This window comes from Streptomyces pratensis (genome assembly GCF_037137275.1).
Taxonomy (GTDB): Bacteria; Actinomycetota; Actinomycetes; order Streptomycetales; family Streptomycetaceae; genus Streptomyces; species Streptomyces pratensis_B.
The window spans coordinates 34,961-54,470 of record NZ_JBBBEN010000096.1; the positions used below are offsets into that span (position 1 = coordinate 34,961).

A 19,510-nucleotide genomic window follows, 5' to 3' on the forward strand; every position below is an offset into this window, starting at 1 on the left:
GCCGCCTTCGGCGGGTGAGGCCGCCGGGCCCGGCGGCCTGCCGCGCGGGCCCTGGGGCCGGTCCGGCGGGCCCCGGAGAACCGCCCCCGCCCCGCCCGCCCCCACCCGTCCGGCCTCGGTGCTTGCCCCGACCGGGCTCGAAGGAGTTGGCTGGGGCGTCATGGAGTACACACAGCTCGGACGTACGGGACTCAAGGTCAGCCGGCTCGTCCTCGGGACGATGAACTTCGGCCCGGAGACCAACGAGTCGGACAGTCACGCGATCATGGACGCCGCGCTCGGCGCGGGCCTCAACTTCTTCGACACGGCCAACGTCTACGGCTGGGGTGAGAACAAGGGGCGCACCGAGGAGATCCTCGGCACCTGGTTCGCCCAGGGCGGCGGCCGTCGCGACAAGGTGGTCCTGGCCACCAAGATGTACGGGAACATGGCCGCCGACGGCGAAGCCTGGCCCAACCACGACAAGCTCTCCGCAGCCAACATCAGGCGGTCGGTCGACGCCTCGCTCAGGCGCCTCCAGACCGACCACATCGATCTGTACCAGTTCCACCACGTCGACCGGGACACGCCCGTCGAGGAGATCTGGCAGGCGATCGACGTCCTGGTCCAGCAGGGCAAGATCCTGTACGCCGGGTCCTCGAACTTCCCCGGCTACAAGATCGCCCAGGCCAACGAGGCCGCCGCCCGCCGTGGCTCCCTCGGGCTGGTCAGCGAGCAGTGCCTCTACAACCTCGTCGAACGCCGTGCCGAGATGGAGGTCATCCCGGCGGCGCAGGAGTACGGCCTCGGGGTCATCCCCTGGTCGCCGCTCCAGGGCGGTCTGCTCGGGGGTGTCCTCAGGAAGGCGGCGGAGGGCGGCCGCCGCGCCTCCGGCCGTACCGCCGAGGCCCTGGCCGACAGCGCGGCCCGCGCCCGCATCCAGTCGTACGAGGACCTGCTCGACCAGCACGGTCTGGAACCGGGCGAAGCGGCCCTGGCCTGGCTCCTGACCCGCCCCGGCGTCACGGGCCCGATCGTCGGCCCGCGTACCGCCGGTCAACTGGACAGTGCCCTGCGCGCCCTGGAGCTGGAGCTCTCGGAGGAGGTGCTCACCGGCCTGGACGAGATCTTCCCCGGCCCGGGGCCTTCCCCGGAGGCTTTCGCCTGGTAGTGGGAGCGGGCTCGCTCTTCGCGGAACGGGAGCGGGGGACGGGAGCGTGAACGGCTCGCGGCGTCCCGGGCGGCGGAAGCAGGGAACGAGGAGGGGGCGCCTCCCGTCGCTGTGACGGGAGGCGCCCCCTTTTGCGGCTGCTCGTTTGTCAGCCGGTCCGGACGTCAGCCGGTCTGGACGTCAACCGGTCCGGACGTCAGCTGAGGGCCTGGAAGTCGAGCCATCCGCTGGTTCCGATGGCGACGCCGCTGCCGGAGAGATTGGGGTAGACGTACAGCTTGCCGTCACCGCCGGTGGCGAAGATGTCGGCCCTGTCGTCGGAGCCGGCGTCGGGGAAGGCGGTGAGCAGCGGCCGGTAGGCGGGGGTCCACCCGGACCCGATGACCGTGTGCTTCGCTCCGTTGCCGAGCCCCTCACCGGACGGGCCGGTGCCCTCGTAGAGGCGCAGTTCTCCGTTGGTCCTCGAACGGGCGAGGATGTCGACGCGTCCGTTGCCGGTGCGGTCACCGGGGGCCAGCAGGTCGTAGTCGGACCAGGACCCGTTGCCCACGAGGACGGGGGCGCGGGCGTCGTCCAGGTAGAGGGACGGGGAACCGTAGTACAGCCAGAGGAAGTCGCCTTCCTTGACGAGCAGGTCGGGATGGCCGGCGACATCGGCAGTGCCGTCGTTGTCGGCGTCGAGCGGGCCGTCGACGTCTCCGACGGCGAGGATCTGGTCGGCGTCGGCCCAGTGGTTGTCGGCCTCGTCGAAGACGGCGAGTTCCTGGCGGTCGTACAGGCAGGCGCGGGAGTGCCCGTCGGCCTGCTCGTCGCGCGCGGTGCAGGCCCAGCCGACCCCGTTGTTCGGGTAGAGCTGCAGGGTCTTGCCGTCGTCGCCGGGGATGGCGGCGACGAGGTCCTCAAGGCCGTCGCCCGTCCAGTCTCCGCGGTGGGTGATGCCGGCCTGGGCGAAGTCGCCGTTGCTCGCGGCGGTTCCGGCTCCGATGTAGCCGTTGCCCTGACCGGGGTAGAGCCACAGCTCGCCGTTGCTCCGGACCCCGTAGAGGTCGGCGTGGCCGTCACCGTTGAGGTCGCCGGCCTTGTCGGGGACGGAGAGCCCGCCCGCGTAGAAGAGGTAGGAGGCCCGGTCGGAGCGGTTTTGCGCGGCGTCGAGGCTGCGGACGTAGAGCCGCTGTGGCCCGGCTGCGGGCGGGGTCAGGACGAGCTTGGCGTCGGCCTTGCCGTCTCCGTCGAGGTCGGTGCCGGGCGCGACCGTGCGGACAGCGGGGTCCCAGTCGCTCCAGTACTCGTACGCCTTCACGTCGTCGACGCCCCCGCTGCCGAGGACGAAGGTCCCCGCGGTGCGGGCCTCCCCGGTGGTGGCGGGCCAGCCGTCGGACCCGTCGGGGAACTGCTGGGAGCTGATGGTGGGCGGGGTGCTGGGCCGGGTGGGGTCGAAGTCGAAACGGCATGTACCCGGGTTGGGGTTCCAGGCGGACTTGGACGTGGCGTCGAGCGTCTGCACCTTCCACCCGAAGTTGCCCTTCGCCGCGGCCAGGTGCTGCTGGAGTGTGGCCTTGGGGACCTTGACCTTCGCCACCGTGCCGGAGCTGGCGGACACGATCTGGTTGAAGATCTCGGACCCGCCGGACAGGTTGTCGGTCCCCCACAGGCGGAACTGGGCACGGACCGTTCCCCCGTCCGCGTCGGAGACCTTCGCGGTCAGGGTGACGTCGGTGTTCCCGATCGTGGTGTACGGAGCGACCATGTCGCACCCGCCGGAGCTGGGGATGGTGTCCAGCCCGCTCGGCACGTTGGGCACGGTGTTGTACGTCGTCGACAGCACGGCCGAGTTGGCGTCGAACTTCTTCCACCCGTAGACGTCGCCCTCGCTGGAGGCCTGCATGCCGAAGGTGAGCGTGTTCCACCGGTTGGCGATGCCGTCCTTCGCCGCCGCGGTCACGTCGAAGGCGAGGTTGCCTGCCGGGCAGCCCGGCCCCCAGCCGCGGGAGTCGTTTACGGAGTCCAGCTTCTTGCGCCACGTGGGCTGCTTGTTCCATGTGGTGGACGAGGAGAACGCGCTGGTCGCCCAGAGTTCGACGGTCCGGTCGGTGCACGACCATGACCAGGTGTTCTTGATCCGGAAGGTGGACGAGGAGACCACCTTCTTGGTGGACCACAGGTTGCCGGCCCTCATCCGGAAGAAGGACCGGGCCAGCCCGTTGGTCACGTTCTCGTACCCGACGCGGGCCGTCGTGGTGCCCTTGGTGGTGTCCCAGTTCGCACCGTTGAAGAACGAGCTGTTCGGGTGTTTCTTGTAAGCGATCGTCCAGGAGTGGCGGGAGCCGGAGACGGCCGGGTCCAGCAGCACCGGGTACTGCGTGTCCTCGCCCGTCAGGAGTTCCTGGTCCGGGGTGAGGCTCAGCTTCCCGTCCGTGACCGCGAGGCCCATGGTCGCCTGTTGGGCGCCGTAGCGGGGCTCGAACTCGTTTGCCGGCGGCGGGGGTTCGGTGGCGGCGCTGCGGGCCGAGAGGGTGGCGGGCGCCGCCGCGGAGCTGCTGTCCCACATCAGGGGCGTCGGGGCGGTGAAGACCTCCTCGCCAGCCGGGTTGACCGCCGTGAAGTTGCCATGGGCGTCGGTGCGTGCCTCCAGGCCCTGGGTGTCCAGGTCGAACTGAACCCGCTTGAGAGCGGGGTCGGCGGCGGCCGCGGCCGTTTTGACGACGAGGAGGCTGGTGAATCCGGCGGGGTTCGCCTTGAGCTTGAGGTCGACATCGGTGAGGACGTCCCCGTACGTCACGGTGTCCCCGTCGACGTCGGGCTCGGGCAGCGGCTGGGGCCAGGTCCAGGACATGCTGCGGCCGTCGCGCTCGACGGTCGCCAGAGCACCTTCACCGCCGCCGGAAAAGCGTACGTCCACCTCGGTCGCCTTCGGCGAAAAAGTTCCGTCCGCATGGGTTTTCAATGTCGTGTCAAAGGCAACGAGTTTACCGTCCTGTCGTACGAACTGCGGTAGCGCGTAGGTGTCTTGAGTAAACGATCCGTCGGGGTTGGCGAACAGCTTTGTGGTCTCGGTGCGTTGGGCGATTACCTCAGTCTGTCGGCCCGATTTCGAGGCCTGCTCCGAGGCGGCTGCCGTGTCGTCGTCCCTGGGTGCCTCAGGTGTCGTGGCGGCCTCGGGCCCCGCGGCCGCGGCTTCCGGCTGGTAGTGGGGAACGCCGAGCGCCAGGAGGGCGGCGAGTGTCGCCGCCCCCGTGATGCCCCGCTTTGTTCTCCATCTGGCCTTGCGTCGCAAACGTGCCATTGAATGAGGTCCCCTCCCTGGTGAGTTCGAGTCGCACCCTAGAACGTGAGGGAAGCGTGATGAAAGCAATGTGCCGCTGATGGGGCGTCACGCAGCCGCATGAGCGGCGGTGATTCCTCTTATTTCGGTTCATCTGCCAATGAATTGAGCACCTTTCTCTTGCAGGGACGGCCTACGAGGGTCGAATTGTTATGTCCGGGCTGTGCTGAACCTGTGGAGGCCCTGCTAACTTCCGTTCTCAGTCATGGCCTTTTGCGGCAACCGGGTGGGGAGTTCTGCGCATGTTTTCGGGTGGGGACGTCAGTACGGGACGGACGAGGAGACGGGCGCGACCGATAGCCGCCGTCCTCACCGCGTTCCTGTTCGCGGGACTGCTGGGCGGGCCGGTGGCGGCAGCCGCCGAGCTCGACCTGCTGGGTCTGGGGAAACCGGAACCGGTGCCCACCGGTGAGGTGAAGAAGAAGGGTTCGGGCAAGCCCGACCAGACCGCCCGGCACCCGTGGAAGAAGCCGAAGGCCGCTTGGCCCGAGCCGGGCACGGCGACCCCCGTTCTCCGTGTCGACGGGGCTTCGGTGAAGGCCGGCTCCCTGCCCGTCAGCGTGGGTCTGGCCGACTCCGGGGCGGAGAAGCCGGCGAAGAAGTCCTCCGCCCGGACGTCCGCTCCTGACAGAAAACCGAAGGCGGGCCCGAAGAAGGTCCAGGTCCAGGTCCTGGACCGTGCCACCGCCGACGCGCTGGACATCGAGGGCGTTGTGTTGGCGCTGCGCCCCACCGCGGGGGCCGAGGGTGACGTGGACGTCACGGTCGACTACTCGGGCTTCCGGGACGCCTACGGCGGCGACTGGGCCTCCCGGCTCACGCTGAAGACGCTCCCCGCCTGTGCGCTGACCACCCCGGGCAAGAAGGGCTGCGCCACCGGTGAGGCCCTTCCCACTGCCAACGACGTGAAGGCCGGCTCGATCGAGGCCGCCGTACGGCTGCCCGCGGCCACCGCCGGGACCGCCTCCGCGGACGCCGCCCCCGTCGAGCCGAAGGCCGGCGCCCGTGCCCTCTCCAGCGGGACCGTGCTGCTGGCCGCGACCGCCGCGGCGTCCGGCTCGTCCGGAGACTTCGGAGCCACCTCGCTCTCCCCGTCCGCGTCATGGTCCGCGGGCGGCTCGAACGGGGCCTTCTCCTGGACGTACCCGATCTCCACACCGGGCGTGGCGGGCGGCGCCGTCCCCGACCTGAAGCTGGGCTACTCCTCGCAGTCGGTCGACGGCCGCACGGCATCGACCAACAACCAGGCCAACGCCGTCGGTGACGGCTGGTCGATGGAACCGGGCTACATCGAGCGCCGGTACATCCCCTGCACCGAGGACGCCAAGAACAGCACCACCACGGCCAAGGTCGGCGACCTCTGCTGGAAGAAGGACAACGCCGTCATCAACCTCGGCGGCCAGTCCAACACCCTGATCAAGGACACCGACAGCGGGGAGTGGCGCCTGGAGAGCGACGACGGCACCAAAGTCGCCCAGCTCACCAACACCTCCCTGGCCAACGGCGACGACAACGGCGAGTACTGGCGGGTGACGACCCCGGACGGCACGCGCTACTACTTCGGCTTCAACCGGCCGCGCGGCTGGGCCGCGGGCAAGGACGAGACCGACTCGACCTGGACCGTCCCCGTCTTCGGCAACCAGCCCGGCGAACCCTGCTACGCGTCGGCGTTCAAGGACGCCTGGTGCCAGCAGGGCTGGCGGTGGAACCTGGACCTGGTCATCGACACGCACGGCGACGCCATCACGTACTACTGGGACAAGGAGACCAACTACTACGGGCGCAACGTCAACCCCAGCACCGGGGCGTCCACCGCGACCCCGTACACCCGCGGCGGCTCCCTGAAGCGCATCGAGTACGGCCTGCGGTCCACCGACTTCTACGCCAAGCCCGCGGCCAAGGTCGAGTTCACGAACAGCGAGCGCTGCCTGAGCGACTGCGGCGTCTTCGACAAGGCCCACGCGAAGAACTGGCCCGACGTCCCCTTCGACCGCTACTGCGCCAAGGGCACCGAGTGCAAGGACCGCTACTCGCCCTCGTTCTGGAGCCGTGAGCGTCTGACGAAGATCGACACGTCGGTGCTGGTCGGCACGGCCTTCAAGCCGGTCGACACCTGGACCCTCGCCCACCAGTTCCCCGCCACGGGCGACGGCAGCGATCCGGCGCTGTGGCTGAAGTCGATCACCCGCACCGGACACGGCGGAACCGGGTCCGTCACCCTCCCCGCCGTGACGTTCAAGGGCCAGGCCCTGCCGAACCGCGTCGAGGGGGCCACCACCGGAGGCGGCCCGGACCCGGTGCCGCCGCTGTGGCGCTACCGTGTCCACGGCATCGACACCGAGACCGGCGGCACGATCGGCGTCACCTACTCGTCGGTCGACTGCAAGGCGGGCAGCGTCCCCACGCCCACCTCCAACAAGCGGCGCTGCTACCCGGTGAAGTGGTCCCCGCCGGACGCCCCGGCCGCGGACTACGAGCCGTACCTCGACTGGTTCCACGCCTACGTCGTCACCCAGATCGTGGAGACCGACAACACGGGCGGCGCCCCCGCCAAGCAGACGGACTACGCGTACCTGGACGGCATGGCCTGGGCCAAGTCGAAGGACGACGAGTTCAGCGACGCGAAGCACCTCACGTATGGCGACCGCAAGGGATACGGCCGCGTCCAGGTGCGCAGCGGCGTCGCGCCGGACAAGCGGACCCTGAAGGAGTACCGCTACTTCCGGGGCATCGACGGGGCCGCGGTCAAGGACCACGCGGGCGTCGCGGTCACCGACCGGGAGGCCTTCTCCGGCATGACCCGGGGGGAGGCCACGTACGACGGGGACGGCGGCGGGATCGAAGCCACCACCAGCCATGAACCGTGGCGGTCCGCCCCCACGGCCACGGAGACCCGGGCCGAAGGGCTGCCCGCCCGTCACGCTTACGCCACTGGAGGCAAGAGCGAGGAGATCCGTACCGCCGTCGGCTCGGGCTGGCGCACCACCCGTACCGAGCGGACCTTCGACGCGGTCGGCCAGGTGCTCACCGAGTCCTCGCTCGGTGACACGGCCAAGACCGGCGACGAGAGGTGCACCACCAACACCTACGTCCGCAACACGACGCGGAACATCCTCACGACGATCTCCGAGTCCAGGACCGTGGCCAAGGCATGCGGTGTCACCCCGGACCTCCCGGCGGACCTGATCGCGGCGCAGCGCCACTACTACGACGGCGCGACCAGTCCGACCAAGGCACCGGCCAAGGGCGATGTGACGCGGCTCGACGAGCAGGACGCCGAGGGCACCGGCTACCTCACCACCGCCACGCACACCTATGACCAGCATGGCCGTGAGAAGACCTCCACGGACGCGCTGAACAACACCACCAGCACCGCCTACGCCCCGGCTGCCTTCCAGGCCCCGACGACGGTCACCGTGACCAACGCCCTCGGCCACGAGGCGACCACCACCCACGACCCGGTGCGCGGGGCGACCACCGCCGCGGTGGACGCGAACGGCAAGCGGACCGACGCCGTCCACGACGGTCTCGGCCGGGTGGTGAAGGTGTGGGAGCCGGGCTGGGCCAAGGCCGACCACGCGGACAAGCCCTCCACCGAGTACGGCTATACGATCTCCAAGACCGCCGTGAACGCCGTCGTCACCAAGGAGCTGAAGCAGAACGGCGACTACCGCACTGCCTACACGCTCTACGACGGCCTGCTGCGTGAGCGCCAGACCCAGGCCCCGGCCGCGGGCACGCAGGACCGGATCATGACCGAGACCCACTACGACACCCGTGGCTGGGCCTGGCAGACGTACTCCCCCTACTACGCCAAGGGCGCGCCGTCGGCGACGCTGGCCTCCGCCGCGGTGAACACCGTGCCGGCGGCGGTCCAGAACCGCTTCGACGGACTGGGCAGGGTCACGGACGCGCTCTCCCTGAAGTTCGGCGACGAGCAGTGGCGCAGCACGACGGTCCACGAGGGCGACCGCACCACCGTCGTCCCGCCCAAGGGCGGCACGGCCACCACCACGGTGACCGACGCGCGCGGACGCACGACCGACCTCCTCCAGTACACGAACGCGGCGCGCACGGCCTCGCAGAAGACCACCTACACGTACGGCAAGTACGACGAGCCGACGAAGGTGACCGACGCCGACGGCAACACCTGGTCCTACACGTTCGACAGCCGGGGTCAGAAGACCCGGACCGACGACCCGGACAAGGGCGTCACCAACACGACGTACGACGACCTCGGCCGGGCGGTCACCACGACCGACGAGCGGGGCGTCACGCTCGCCACGGAATACGACGTGCTCGGCCGGGTGGTCGAGGTCAAGCAGGGCGACACGACCCTGTCGAAGCGGACTTACGACACGCTCGCCAAGGGGCAGCTGACCAGCAGCACGCGCTACGTCGGGGGTGCCGCGTACACCACGGAGGCCGGCGGCTTCAACGACCGCTACCAGCCGACGTCCACGACCACCACGGTCCCCTCCGCGGCCGGCGGCCTGGCGGGCGCCTTCACCTGGACGTACGGCTACAAGCCGGAGACCGGGGCGCTGCTCTGGACCCTCAACCCGGCCGTGGGCGACATCCCGGCCGAGCGGGTGGTCACGAACTACAACAGTGACGACCAGCCGTTCCGCACCAGCGGCCAGCGCGGCGCGCTCGTCGGGAACACGGCGTACGACGTCTTCTCACGGCCGACCCGCCTGGAGTTCGGCGCCACTCTCAACCAGAAGGCGTACCGGACCAAGGTCTACGACGAGCACACCGGCCAGACCGTCCGGCAGACCACGGACCGCGACATCGCCCCCCAGCGGGTCGACGACACCACGTACGCCTACGATCCGGCGGGCAACGTCACCGGGGTGACCGGCGTCAGCGGCCAGGACGCGCAGAAGTCCACCGACCGGCAGTGCTTCACCAACGACCCGCTGGGTCGGCTGACCGAGGCGTGGACGGCGAAGTCCGACTGTGCGGCGGCCCCTTCGGCCTCGACGGTCGGCGGCCCGGACGCGTACTGGCACAGCTACCGCTACGACAAGGTCGGCAACCGCACGCAGCAGACCGAGCACGCCACCTCGGCCGGCACGGCGGCCGCCGTCACCCGCTACACGATGCCGACCCCCGGCAGCGACCGCCCGCACGCGGTCCAGCAGGCCTCCGTCACCGGCGGCCCCGACGACGGGCGTACGAGCACCTTCGCGTACGACAAGAGCGGCAACACCACCCGGCGCACCATCGGCTCCACGGTGCAGACCCTGACTTGGGACGCCGAAGGCCACCTGGCCACCCTCACCGAGGGCGGCAGGAAGACCGGCTACACCTACGACGCCGACGGCAACCGCATCATCGCGAAGAACGGCGACGGGTCCAGCACCCTCACCCTCCCCAACGGCGACCAGCTGAACCTCGCGGCGAACGGCAAGAAGACCGCGACGCGTTACTACACGCACAACGGCGAGACGGTGGCGGTCCGCAACGGCAACGCGATCGCCTACCTGATGAGCGACCACCAGGGCACGGCGATGACGGCCATCGCGGTCGGCACCCTGGCCCTGACCCGCAGGAAGCAGCTCCCCTTCGGCGGCCTGCGGTCCGAGCAGTCGACGGTCTTCGGTTCCCGCGGCTTCGTCGGCGGCACCAACGACCCCACGGGCCTGACGCACCTGGGCGCCCGCGAGTACGACCCGGTCCTGGGCCGCTTCCTCTCCGTCGACCCGGTCATCGACTTCCACGACCCGGCGCAGATGAACGCCTACAGCTACGCCCACAACAACCCGCTGACCAAGTCCGACCCGACGGGCCTGCGCCCGGACGGCCCGGTGGGAGGCAACTCCTACAACGACGAGCGGTGGGCCGAGAAGCGGGGGATGACGGCCGGCTACACGAAGAAGAGCGGCAAGTGGGTCTGGAAGCAGACGCCGAAGAAGGACGTTGACTCGATTCGCTACTACAATAATTATCGGGCCAGTCCGTCGACCTTTATGATTCCTCGGATTCCGAAGTACATCCCTGGCTACAAGATCCGCTACCCCAAGAACTATCAGAATGGCCCGGACGTGGCCGGTGCAGTAAAGCGCGAGGTGGTGAAACTGAAGAAACTGGCAGTTGATTCGGTTTCAACTAAGGGGGAGACTCGGACGCATGGGGTGTGCGCCGGCCTGTCAGGCGGTGTATATGCCATGGGTAGCACTGGAGCCTGCTTCATGTGGAGCAAAAACGCCGAAGGTGATTGGAAGTACGGAATCAGCTTCTCGGCTGGAATTGCGGCGCTCGGGGGAGGGCTTGCCGGAGACGGAAGTTATGTCGAAAGCAATGCAGACGACCTTGCGCAGCTCGCTGGATACGGCATAGATAAATCAGTTTCCGCCCACTATGGTGGCGGAGTTACGGCTGGCCATGAAGCGGCAGTCAATCCGGACCGTACCGCTGTGCGCAATTTCCGCGAGGAACCTGTCTGGGCCACCAGCTATGGTGGCGGCCCAGGAGTCCAAGGTGGGCTCGGCCTCGGGGTGAACCATACGTGGATGTTCAAGCTGAACTAACTGCAAATCGGCCGAACTGACCCTGCTCGAGCGAACGCTTAACAGTGCGCGGCGCCCCTACGTCTTGCCGTAGGGGCGCCGCCCTTCTGTCCTGCTGATAGCGAAGGGATGTTTCGTTGTGCTTCTATTCTTCTCTCTAGTCATGATTTTGATGGGACTGGCTGTCAGGAGGAATTGGTGGGGGATGGCGGATCAGATGTCTGGTCGGCATTTGGCCGCGAGGTCGTTGGGGCACGAAAAGTCTTGGCGGTGGAAGGCGTCCATGATGTTCGGCGGGGTTCTGATTGCGTTCGGGTTTCTTATGGCCTTGGCGTTCTTCTATCTGCTGGTCCGAGGGGGTGTTTGATGTTTCTTTTTTGTTTCCTGTTACTTTTTCTTCCTGTTGGTTTCCTGGTGCTGTTTAACCCGAAAGGGTGGGGCCACTCTTTCAGGGGAGGGCTTGTTGGGTCCGGACTTTCGGAGGCTTTTGTGAGAGTCATGGGTGGTGGATGGATGCTTGTCGGACTGACCGCTCTTTCCGTTTTGGTGTATGACGGCCTGTCCTGATGTGCCGCAAAACCGCGGTCTCGGCTGCCCGCCTGAGCCGTACAACGGATGCAGGCCCCCCGACGTGCGCCTCCACGGAGCACCAGGGATGTGCGCCGAGGAGCCATCGGTCGGGGGCGCCGTGCGTCTGCCGGACGGTCCCTCTGAGGCGCCATGCGCCTCCCGGCAGGTCTCCGGATCGAACAACGCGGCCCCTGGAGCTGCGCGCAGCGTGAGGGCGCTGTAGTGGGTTGCCGGAAGCAGGAAGGCTGGTTCCGCCACTGCCCGCTTCTGGCCTTGTCCTTCCGGCTTCTTGCGGCGCAAGCTGAGCGTGCGGACCGCACGGGCGCCCGCCGACGAGGAGCAGAGGGAGGGTCCGGGTGAGGCATCTGCCTGTATTCCGGTGGGTACTGGCCCTTGGGCTGATCCTGTTCACCTGGTCGGCGGTTCTTTACGCGAACACCCCGGACTTTCCCGAGCTGGAGCAGGTCGAGCTGACCGTGCTCGACGAGAAGCCCGACGGGACGTGCACGGTCGCCTGGTCCAATCCCTTCCGGTTCGCGGACGAGCGGGAGGGACCCTACCAGTGCGATGCCGGGCGGAGCCCGGCGCTGAAGGCGCCGCACTACGAGCTGGCCACCGGTTTCGGTTGGGACAGCGGGTGGGTGCTCGCCGAGGGGCCGGACCAGGGTCGGCTGTACCACCTGGAGGAAGACCAAGAAGCGGATGAGGAGAGGCGCGAGCGCTCCGATGTCCTGGTGCTGGCCGGGCTGCCCCTGATGGTCGTCGGCGTCGTCGGCGGGAACATCCGCTTGCTGCGCCGGGCGCGCGGAGCGCGGCCCGCGGTCGTCCGCCGGGCGGCACGGCTCAGGGAGGCCGCCGAGCAGGTGGCGCAGGACCACCACCGGGCCCTGGAGGCGGTCCGGACGGCGTGGGCGCCGCTGCACCGCGAGCTGGTGGACGGAGAGCTGGACCGCATTCCGGTGACCCAAATACGGGGCCTTGCCGAGGGGCGGCTACGCACCCAGGAGATGGAGAAGGGCGGTGTTCGCACCGTGCGGGACGTACTCGACGCCGGGACGTGGGCCCTCGCCCAGCTCCTGGGCATGGAACGGGACACGGCGGAGCAGACGGTGGCCGCCGCGCGGCGGACGGCCGACGCGGTGGGCCGGGAGGTGTCGGTGCGGTTCGACGCGCGCGGCCCCGAACCGCGTACCACCGCGCTGCTGGCCGCTCTGAGGGTGCTGGTGGACGCAGGGCCGAAGGCGCGGAGCGCCGGACGGGCAGGCAGGGAGCTGGCCGCACGGCTGGCGCCGCTGCTCATCACGGCCGAACCCGCGGCCGGAGTACGGGAAATGCTGCGGACGGGACCGTACGAGCGCGACAACGTCCTGGCGGCGGTGACCGAGCTGCGTATCGTGCTGGCCGAAGCCGAACGGGAGGCATGGGCCGAGCAGTTCGCCCAGTCCTCGGTCGATCTGCTGCGCGGCCCGGACGTCGATGCCGATGAGTTGGCCACCTGGACGGACTTCGAGGCCCGGCCGACGGCGTACTACACGGCGCTCGCGGAGGTCATCGACGAGGATGCCCCCGCGACGGCCTGCCGCACCGAGGGGGCCTGAGCCGCCGCCCGCCGCCCATGCCGGCGCTGTGCTCGTCCGCGTGACCCGCCGCCCCGCGCCCACGCTGGTGCAGCCCAGCCTCAGCTCTTCCCCGCATACCCGTCCAGCGCCGCCAGCACCGCTCGCCGGCTTTCCGTGCCGCTGAGGTGGCCCGCGTTGTCGATCACCGTCAGGTCGGCGTCCGGCCAGGCGCGGGCGAGTTCCCAGGCGGTGGTCAGGGGGGCGGCGAGGTCGAAGCGGCCGTGGACCAGGGTGGCGGGGATGCCGGCCAGGCGGTGGGCGTCGCGTAGGAGGCGGCCTTCCTCCAGCCAGGCTCCGTGCGCGAAGTAGTGGGCGCAGATGCGGACGAACGCCTGCTGGGCCCGGTCCGGGCGGGCGCTGAACGGGGGCGGGCCGGTGTACGGCTCCATCGAGACGACCGCGTCCTCCCATGCGCACCAGTCGGCCGTCGCCCGGGCCCGTACCGCCGGGTCCGGGTTCTCCATGCGGCGGGCGTAGGCCGCGACCAGCCCGGCCGGGTCCGTCGTCTCGGGGACGCCCGCGCGGAAGGCGTCCCAGGCCTCCGGGAAGAGCTGGCCGACGCCCCGGTACAGCCAGTCGATCTCGCTGCGGCGGGTCGTGGTGACGGATGCGATGACGGCCTCCGTGACGCGTTCCGGGTGTTCTTGGGCGTACGCCAGGATCAGCGTGGAGCCCCAGGAGCCGCCGTAGAGCAGCCAGGTCGAGATGCCCAGGTGGTTCCGCAGGCGCTCCATGTCGGCGATCAGGTGAGGTGTCGTGTTGTGCCGCATGTCCGTCGTGGGGTCGCTCGCGTGCGGTGTGGAGCGGCCGCAGCCGCGCTGGTCGAAGAGGACCACGCGATAGCGGTCCGGGTCGAAGTACTGCCGGGCGCGCGGCGTGCAGCCCGAGCCGGGGCCGCCGTGCACCACGAGGGCCGGCGTGCCGTGCGGGTTGCCGCACGTCTCCCAGTACACGAGGTTGCCGTCGCCGACGTCCAGCATGCCGCTCTCGTACGGCTCGATCGGCGGGTACAACGCGTCCGGCTCGCGGTCCATCGCGGCTCCTCCCCTTGGTGAACCCGGCATGTTAGCGGCAGCGGCGTAGCCTGGACACCGTGAACGCGACTCCCCGGGTCCTCGCCGTCCTGCACGGACTCCTCGCCTCTGCCGCCCCCGACGAGCGCGGCGCGCTGTGGCATCTGTCCGAACCCGGGCGGGAGTTGGACGCCAATCTGGTGCGTCTGCCGCCGGGCTCAGAGGTCGGAGAGCACCAGGAGGACATCCTCGACGTGCTCCTGGTCGTGCTGGAGGGCGGCGGGGTCGTGCGTACGGGCGGCGGGGCCCTGGACCTCGTCCCGTCCACCGTCACCTGGCTGCCCCGCACCTCCCGCCGCGCCCTCGCCGCGGGCCCGGACGGACTCACCTACCTCACCGTCCACCGCCGCCGCCCCGGCCTCGCCATCAAGCCGCCGAGCGGCGCGGACGAAGGCGGCGAGAGCCCCTGCCTGCTGGACCGGGTCTGCCCGGAGTGCGGGCGGCTGTCGCCGGACCCCGCTCCGGTGTTCTGCAGCCGGTGCGGGGAACGGTTCCCGGAGGCATGAGCCCGGGCCCGGGCAGGGTCGGGCCCCGAGGGTGCGGGCTCCGGTGACCGGGGCGGCGCGTCCCCGCCGGTGGGGACGCGCCGGGGGCGGCCCGACAGCGGTGGGCGGGGCGTCACCCCGCCCCCGGCCGGCCGGCACCGCCGCCCCGCGTCAGTGGCCCTCGCACTCGGTCAGTTCCGGGCGGCCCGGCGGGTTCTTGTCGCCGACCAGGCCGGACAGGTTGTCCTTGTACATGTCCTCCCAGGTCTTGCTGTCCAGGATGGTCCGCAGCGCCGCGCACACCTCGCCCTTCAGGACCGGGGACTTCGGCCGCATGGCCACGCCGTAACCCTCGGCGCCCTTGATGTTCTCCAGCCGTCGCACCTTGCCCGGGTTGGCCTTCACATAGCCCGCCAGAATGATGTCGTCCGAGGCCACCGCGTAGACGTCGGACTTCGGGTCCAACAGCTTGTCCAGGCAGTCCTGGTAGGTGTTGGGCTGTGATCTCGCCATGACGAAGTCCTGCTTGGGCAGTTCCGTCTCGTACGTCGAGTCCCTGGCGGTGCACACCTCGACGCCGAGTTTCTGGAGGTCGCTGGAGTCGTTGATCGTGTACTTCTTCGATGTCTCGCGCACCAGGAAACCCCGGCTCGCCTCGTAGTAGGGGCCGGCGAAGTCGACGCTGTACTCCCCGGGCGACGCGCTCTTGCGGTCGTCCGTGATGCTGTACGACGCGATGACCAGGTCGACCTGTTTCGTCTTGAGCGCGGTGCTCCGGTAGTCGGTGGCCACCGTCGTGAAGGCGACCTCGCCCCGCTCGTAGCCCATGCTGTCGGCGATCGCGTAGGCCAGGTCGATGTCGTAACCCTGGTACGTCCGCGTCTTCTCGTCGTACTTGCTCAGTCCCGGCTGGTCGTCCTTGACGCCGATCTCCAGGGTGGGGTGCGTGTCCCTCCAGAACTCCTTCGTCCTGTCGCCGGCCGGCCCCTCCCCCTGCCCTCGGTCCGCACCGGCCTGGTCGCCCGAGCCGCCCCCCGCACCGCCGCCCGAGCCGTCACCCTGAGCGGCGAACCACACGGCGCCGGCCAGCAGCGCGGCGCACACCACGGCCGCCGCCGCCTTCCACCCCGGGGGCCTGCCGCGCCGCCCGCCCGGCCGCTGGGCGACGGGGCCGGGGGCCGGGCCCGGTTCGGCGGGCGCGGGCGTGGGCGTGGGGCTGGAAGGGGGGACCGCGAGGCGCGGAGCGGGGGCCGACGCGCTCGGCGCGCGGACCGCTGCCGACGGACGCGCCGCCGCTTCTGACGGGGGAGCGGAGGAGAGCGGCGGATGCGCGGGGGACGGAGGAGGCGGGGAGGGCGCGGGCGGGGAAGGGGCCGCCGGGCCGGAATCGGCGGCCGGCACGGAGGCGGGGGAAGCGGCGGCCGAGGCCGAGGAGGCGGCAGGGGCGGCCGGGGCCGGGGAGGTGGCCGGGGTGTCGCGTGGCGTGATGGGGTCTTTGACGGCCTCCCGGAGCATCGCCTCCGCCGTGGCCGCGTCCAGGCGCTGGCGCGGGTCCGGGATCAACAGGCCCTGGATCACCGGGGAGAGCGGCCCGGCGTACCGGAGGGCGGGCTCCGGCGACCGCCTGATGTTCTCCTGGACCTCCCACACCTCGCCGCCGCCGAACGGCACGCGGCCCTCGGCCATCTCGTACAGCGTGACCCCCAGCGCCCACAGGTCCGAGGCCGGCGCGGGCCCCGGTGACGCGGGGGCGAAGAGTTCCGGGGCCAGATACGAGGGAGTGCCGACGACGCTCCCGGACCGGGTGACCCGGTCCGCGCCGTCGAACGTGGCGATGCCGAAGTCCACCAGGATCGCCAGCCCGTCGTCCCGTACGAGCACGTTGCCCGGCTTCACGTCGCGGTGGACGACCGACGCCTCGTGCACCGCCCGCAGACCCTGGAGGATTTGGAGGCCGATGTCCGCGGCCCGGGGTACGGAAAGGACCCGCTCGCTGCGCAACAGGTCGGCCAGGGACCGGGCTTCGAGCAGCTTCATCACGATCCAGACCTGGTTGTCGGTCTCGACCTGGTCGTGGACCGTCACCACGTTCTGGTGCTCGATCTTGGCGATGGCCTCCGCCTCGCGCCGAGCCCGCTGCATCGCGGCCGTCTGGGTGCCGGCGGTCATGGCGTTCCGGTCGAGCAGGCCCTTCACCGCGACGAGACGGCGCAGCCGCCGGTCGCGGGCCTTCCAGACCTCGCCCATGCCGCCGCTGCCGATCGGTTCCAGCAGTTCGTAGCGGCCCTCGATCACCATGGCGGGCGCGGGAGGGGTGCCGTGCGGCGGCGTACGGGACCACTCCTGCGGGGCGCCCGTGTCGAAGCGCTGGAGGTCGTGGCCCGCCCAGCGGTCGTGGGGGCCTGCGCCCGCGCAGCTGCCCGTGTCTTCGTTGTGCATGTGGACCCCCTGTGCACTCCATGGACGACGCCACAGTAGACGTTTCCCCGGGAGGAGACGTGCGGAGCGGACACGCCGGTTCGCGGCCCGGCGGGGCGGCCGCCCAGGAGGCCCGACGGAAGGGCGCTCAGCAGGCCGTCAGGACGCCGCCCCGCCGTTGCTCTTGAGCAACTGCCCGTTGATCCACTGGCCTTCGGCCGAGCAGAGGAAGGCCACCAGGTTCGCGGTGTCCTGCGGGGTGCCGAGACGGCCGAGCGGAGTCCCCGCCGTGAGAGCCTCCCGCAGCTCGTCGTTCATCCACCCGGTGTCCACCGGGCCGGGGTTGACGACGTTGGCCGTCAGCCCGAGGTGCGCCAGCTCGTGTGCGGCGGCCAGGGTGATGCGGTCCAGGGCGCCCTTGCTCGCCCCGTACGGGAGGTTCCCGACGGTGTGGTCGCTCGTGAGCGCGACGATCCGGCCCGCCGCGGTGCCGGGCGCGCTGCAAAAGCGCAGCCCGTACTCGCGGATCAGCAGCCAACTGGCCCGTGCGTTCACCGCGAAGTGACGGTCGAACGCCTCCACGGTGGTGTCCAGCAGGCCCGAGTCCACCGACTCCGCGTGCGAGAGGACGAGCGCGGTCACCGGGCCGAGGCGCTCCTCGGCTGCGTCGAAGATCCGGGCCGGGGCGTCCGGGTCGGACAGGTCCGCCTCGATCGCCGTCGTCCGCGCCCCGGCCGCCGTCAGCCCCTCCGCGATGGTCTGGGCGGCCCCGTCCTCGGCCCCCCAGTCCATGCGCCGGTCGTAGGGCGTCCAGTAGGTGAAGGCGATGTCCCAGCCGTCGGCGGCCAGCCGCCGGGCGATGCCCGCGCCGATGCCGATGCTGCGTCCGACGCCGGTGATCAGGGCGACCGGGCGGGGCGGTGTTGAGGAGGGGGCTTCGTTGGTCGTCACGCGGTGATCCTTCGCGACCCGCAGGCGTGCGTCAACGGGCTTTCCGGTCACCCGCGCCGCCGCTTCCCCACCTCTTCCGCTCGCCCGCTGGGATCAGTAAGGCGGCTCGACGGGGGGCGCGTTCGAGCGGGACCCGGACGAGGGGCCTCACGGCCGCCTTGTGATCGCACGCACTGGACGACGCTCCTTGAGAGGCGGCCATGCCGGGCCGCGGCCCGGCACGTCGCCACTGCGGGGCCCGTCGCCCGGTGGGGGTCCCCAGCGGGACCACCGCGTCCGCGGCCGTACGCCGCGTCCCCGGCCGCGCGCGGTGAGGGCGGTGGCCAAGCGGGTACGCGCCGGCCGCCCGGCGGCCAGGCGGGATCAGAGGTTCTCGGGGATCTGGATCTTCAGTGACTTGTCGGCCTCGGCCTCGTCGATGCGGGCGTTGTACTCGACGAGGAGTTCGCGCAGCCGATCGCGCACACCGTCTCTGGTGAAGCCGCCGATCTCCTCGACGTTGGTCCCGACGAAGTCTTCGATGGACTGGATGGCCACGCGGTCGGCCAGGCCGTAGTTGGCGGCCAGTTGGGACGCGGCGGCTGCGCGGTCCTCGGGGACGAGGACGCGGGGCCGGTAGCCGTGACGGAGATTGTCGGCGCAGCGTTCGAGGAAGACTTTCTCGCCGGGCGACATGGTGACGTGGATGGCGGTGTCGCCGATCTGGTAATCGCCGGCACGCCCGGTCTGGACGTCGGCGGTGGTGTAGCTCTCGACGTTGACGTCTTCGTCGGGAAACCGGATCTTGAGTTTCGCACCGACGAGATGCTGGGCGACGGCCCCTGCGGTGTTGCCGCCACGGAGGCGCCCCGCCTGGATCAGGGCTGCCACGGCGGTGCGGACGGGATTGTCGGGGCTGATGTCGGCTTCTATGCTTTTACGGCCGAAGTAGTCGTCCTGGACGCGCTCGACGAACCATGCTTGGAGGAGCCCGGCCAGCGCGGTGAGTTCCAAGGCGGTGAGAGCGCCGACGCCCGCTTCGATTCCTTCGGCGTTGAGAAGATCTGCCAGGGCGCGAGCGTGGTCGAGGGTGGCTCGTGAGGTGCGCCCTCCCTCGCTGGTGAACTTACGGTCCTCGCCGTGCTGGGCGAGCAGCTTCTGCGCTTGCTTGCCGCCGGCCGTCTTCACCTGGGATCGAGTGCTGTAGTGATCGGCTTCGAGCGGGAAGTGGGAAGCGAGGAATTCCGTCATGTACAGACCGGCGCACATGACGTTGGAAGCGACGTTGCCTTTCGTGTCCCGCAGGTCCTCGTACCAGGTCTCCAACGCGGCTGAGAGCTTCGTGGCCACCTCTTCCACCGGCGTTCCGGCCGTGTTCGGCTGAGGGGCGACCATCAGTGACTCCTTGTGATGACGAAGGCTGTAGTA

9 protein-coding genes are annotated in these 19,510 nt (G+C 70.1%); 4 read left to right on the forward strand and 5 right to left on the reverse strand.

The annotated features are described in order from the left end of the window. Nucleotides 1–160 precede the first annotated feature (160 nt). Nucleotides 161–1,150, forward strand: coding sequence for an aldo/keto reductase (locus V9U70_RS21980; RefSeq protein ID WP_336677768.1), 990 nt, complete (start codon nucleotides 161–163; stop codon nucleotides 1,148–1,150). A gap of 196 nt (nucleotides 1,151–1,346) precedes the next feature. Here the strand turns inward: V9U70_RS21980 and V9U70_RS21985 are convergent, their stop codons facing one another. Further along, complete coding sequence (locus tag V9U70_RS21985; RefSeq protein ID WP_336677770.1) at nucleotides 1,347–4,049, reverse strand: FG-GAP-like repeat-containing protein; 2,703 nt, start codon at nucleotides 4,047–4,049, stop codon at nucleotides 1,347–1,349. A gap of 665 nt (nucleotides 4,050–4,714) precedes the next feature. Here V9U70_RS21985 and V9U70_RS21990 point away from each other — a divergent pair. Then, nucleotides 4,715–11,008 carry an RHS repeat domain-containing protein gene (locus V9U70_RS21990; protein WP_336677771.1) on the forward strand — a complete coding sequence of 2,098 codons (6,294 nt, stop codon included), beginning with the start codon at nucleotides 4,715–4,717 and terminating at the stop codon, nucleotides 11,006–11,008. Nucleotides 11,009–11,913: 905 nt separating this feature from the next. Next, entirely contained in the window at nucleotides 11,914–13,155 is a 1,242-nt protein-coding gene (locus V9U70_RS21995) for a hypothetical protein (protein ID WP_336677773.1), read from the forward strand. Nucleotides 13,156–13,235: 80 nt separating this feature from the next. Here V9U70_RS21995 and pip read toward each other — a convergent pair whose 3' ends face one another. Continuing rightward, a complete protein-coding gene (gene pip, locus V9U70_RS22000; protein ID WP_336677774.1) occupies nucleotides 13,236–14,210 on the reverse strand; it encodes a prolyl aminopeptidase in 975 nt (324 codons plus the stop codon). Nucleotides 14,211–14,269: 59 nt separating this feature from the next. Between pip and V9U70_RS22005 the strand changes: the two genes are divergently transcribed. After that, a complete protein-coding gene (locus tag V9U70_RS22005; RefSeq protein WP_336677777.1) occupies nucleotides 14,270–14,755 on the forward strand; it encodes a hypothetical protein in 486 nt (161 codons plus the stop codon). 150 nt (nucleotides 14,756–14,905) lie between these two features. Here V9U70_RS22005 and V9U70_RS22010 read toward each other — a convergent pair whose 3' ends face one another. The 3 genes from V9U70_RS22010 to V9U70_RS22020 form a co-directional block, all read right to left on the reverse strand. Next, nucleotides 14,906–17,173, reverse strand: coding sequence for a serine/threonine-protein kinase (locus V9U70_RS22010; protein WP_336677779.1), 2,268 nt, complete (start codon nucleotides 17,171–17,173; stop codon nucleotides 14,906–14,908). Nucleotides 17,174–17,311: 138 nt separating this feature from the next. Then, complete coding sequence (locus V9U70_RS22015; RefSeq protein ID WP_336677781.1) at nucleotides 17,312–18,103, reverse strand: SDR family oxidoreductase; 792 nt, start codon at nucleotides 18,101–18,103, stop codon at nucleotides 17,312–17,314. A gap of 363 nt (nucleotides 18,104–18,466) precedes the next feature. Further along, complete coding sequence (locus V9U70_RS22020) at nucleotides 18,467–19,477, reverse strand: DUF4928 family protein (protein WP_336677783.1); 1,011 nt, start codon at nucleotides 19,475–19,477, stop codon at nucleotides 18,467–18,469. Nucleotides 19,478–19,510: the final 33 nt, after the last annotated feature.

Excerpts from the sequence above, each read along its gene's own strand:
- V9U70_RS22020 (WP_336677783.1), bottom strand. The coding sequence starts at position 19,477 with ATGGTCGCCCCTCAGCCGAACACGGCCGGAACGCCGGTGGAAGAGGTG.
- pip (WP_336677774.1), bottom strand. The coding sequence starts at position 14,210 with ATGGACCGCGAGCCGGACGCGTTGTACCCGCCGATCGAGCCGTACGAG.
- V9U70_RS21990 (WP_336677771.1), top strand. The coding sequence starts at position 4,715 with ATGTTTTCGGGTGGGGACGTCAGTACGGGACGGACGAGGAGACGGGCG.
- V9U70_RS21980 (WP_336677768.1), top strand. The coding sequence starts at position 161 with ATGGAGTACACACAGCTCGGACGTACGGGACTCAAGGTCAGCCGGCTC.
- V9U70_RS22010 (WP_336677779.1), bottom strand. The coding sequence starts at position 17,173 with ATGCACAACGAAGACACGGGCAGCTGCGCGGGCGCAGGCCCCCACGAC.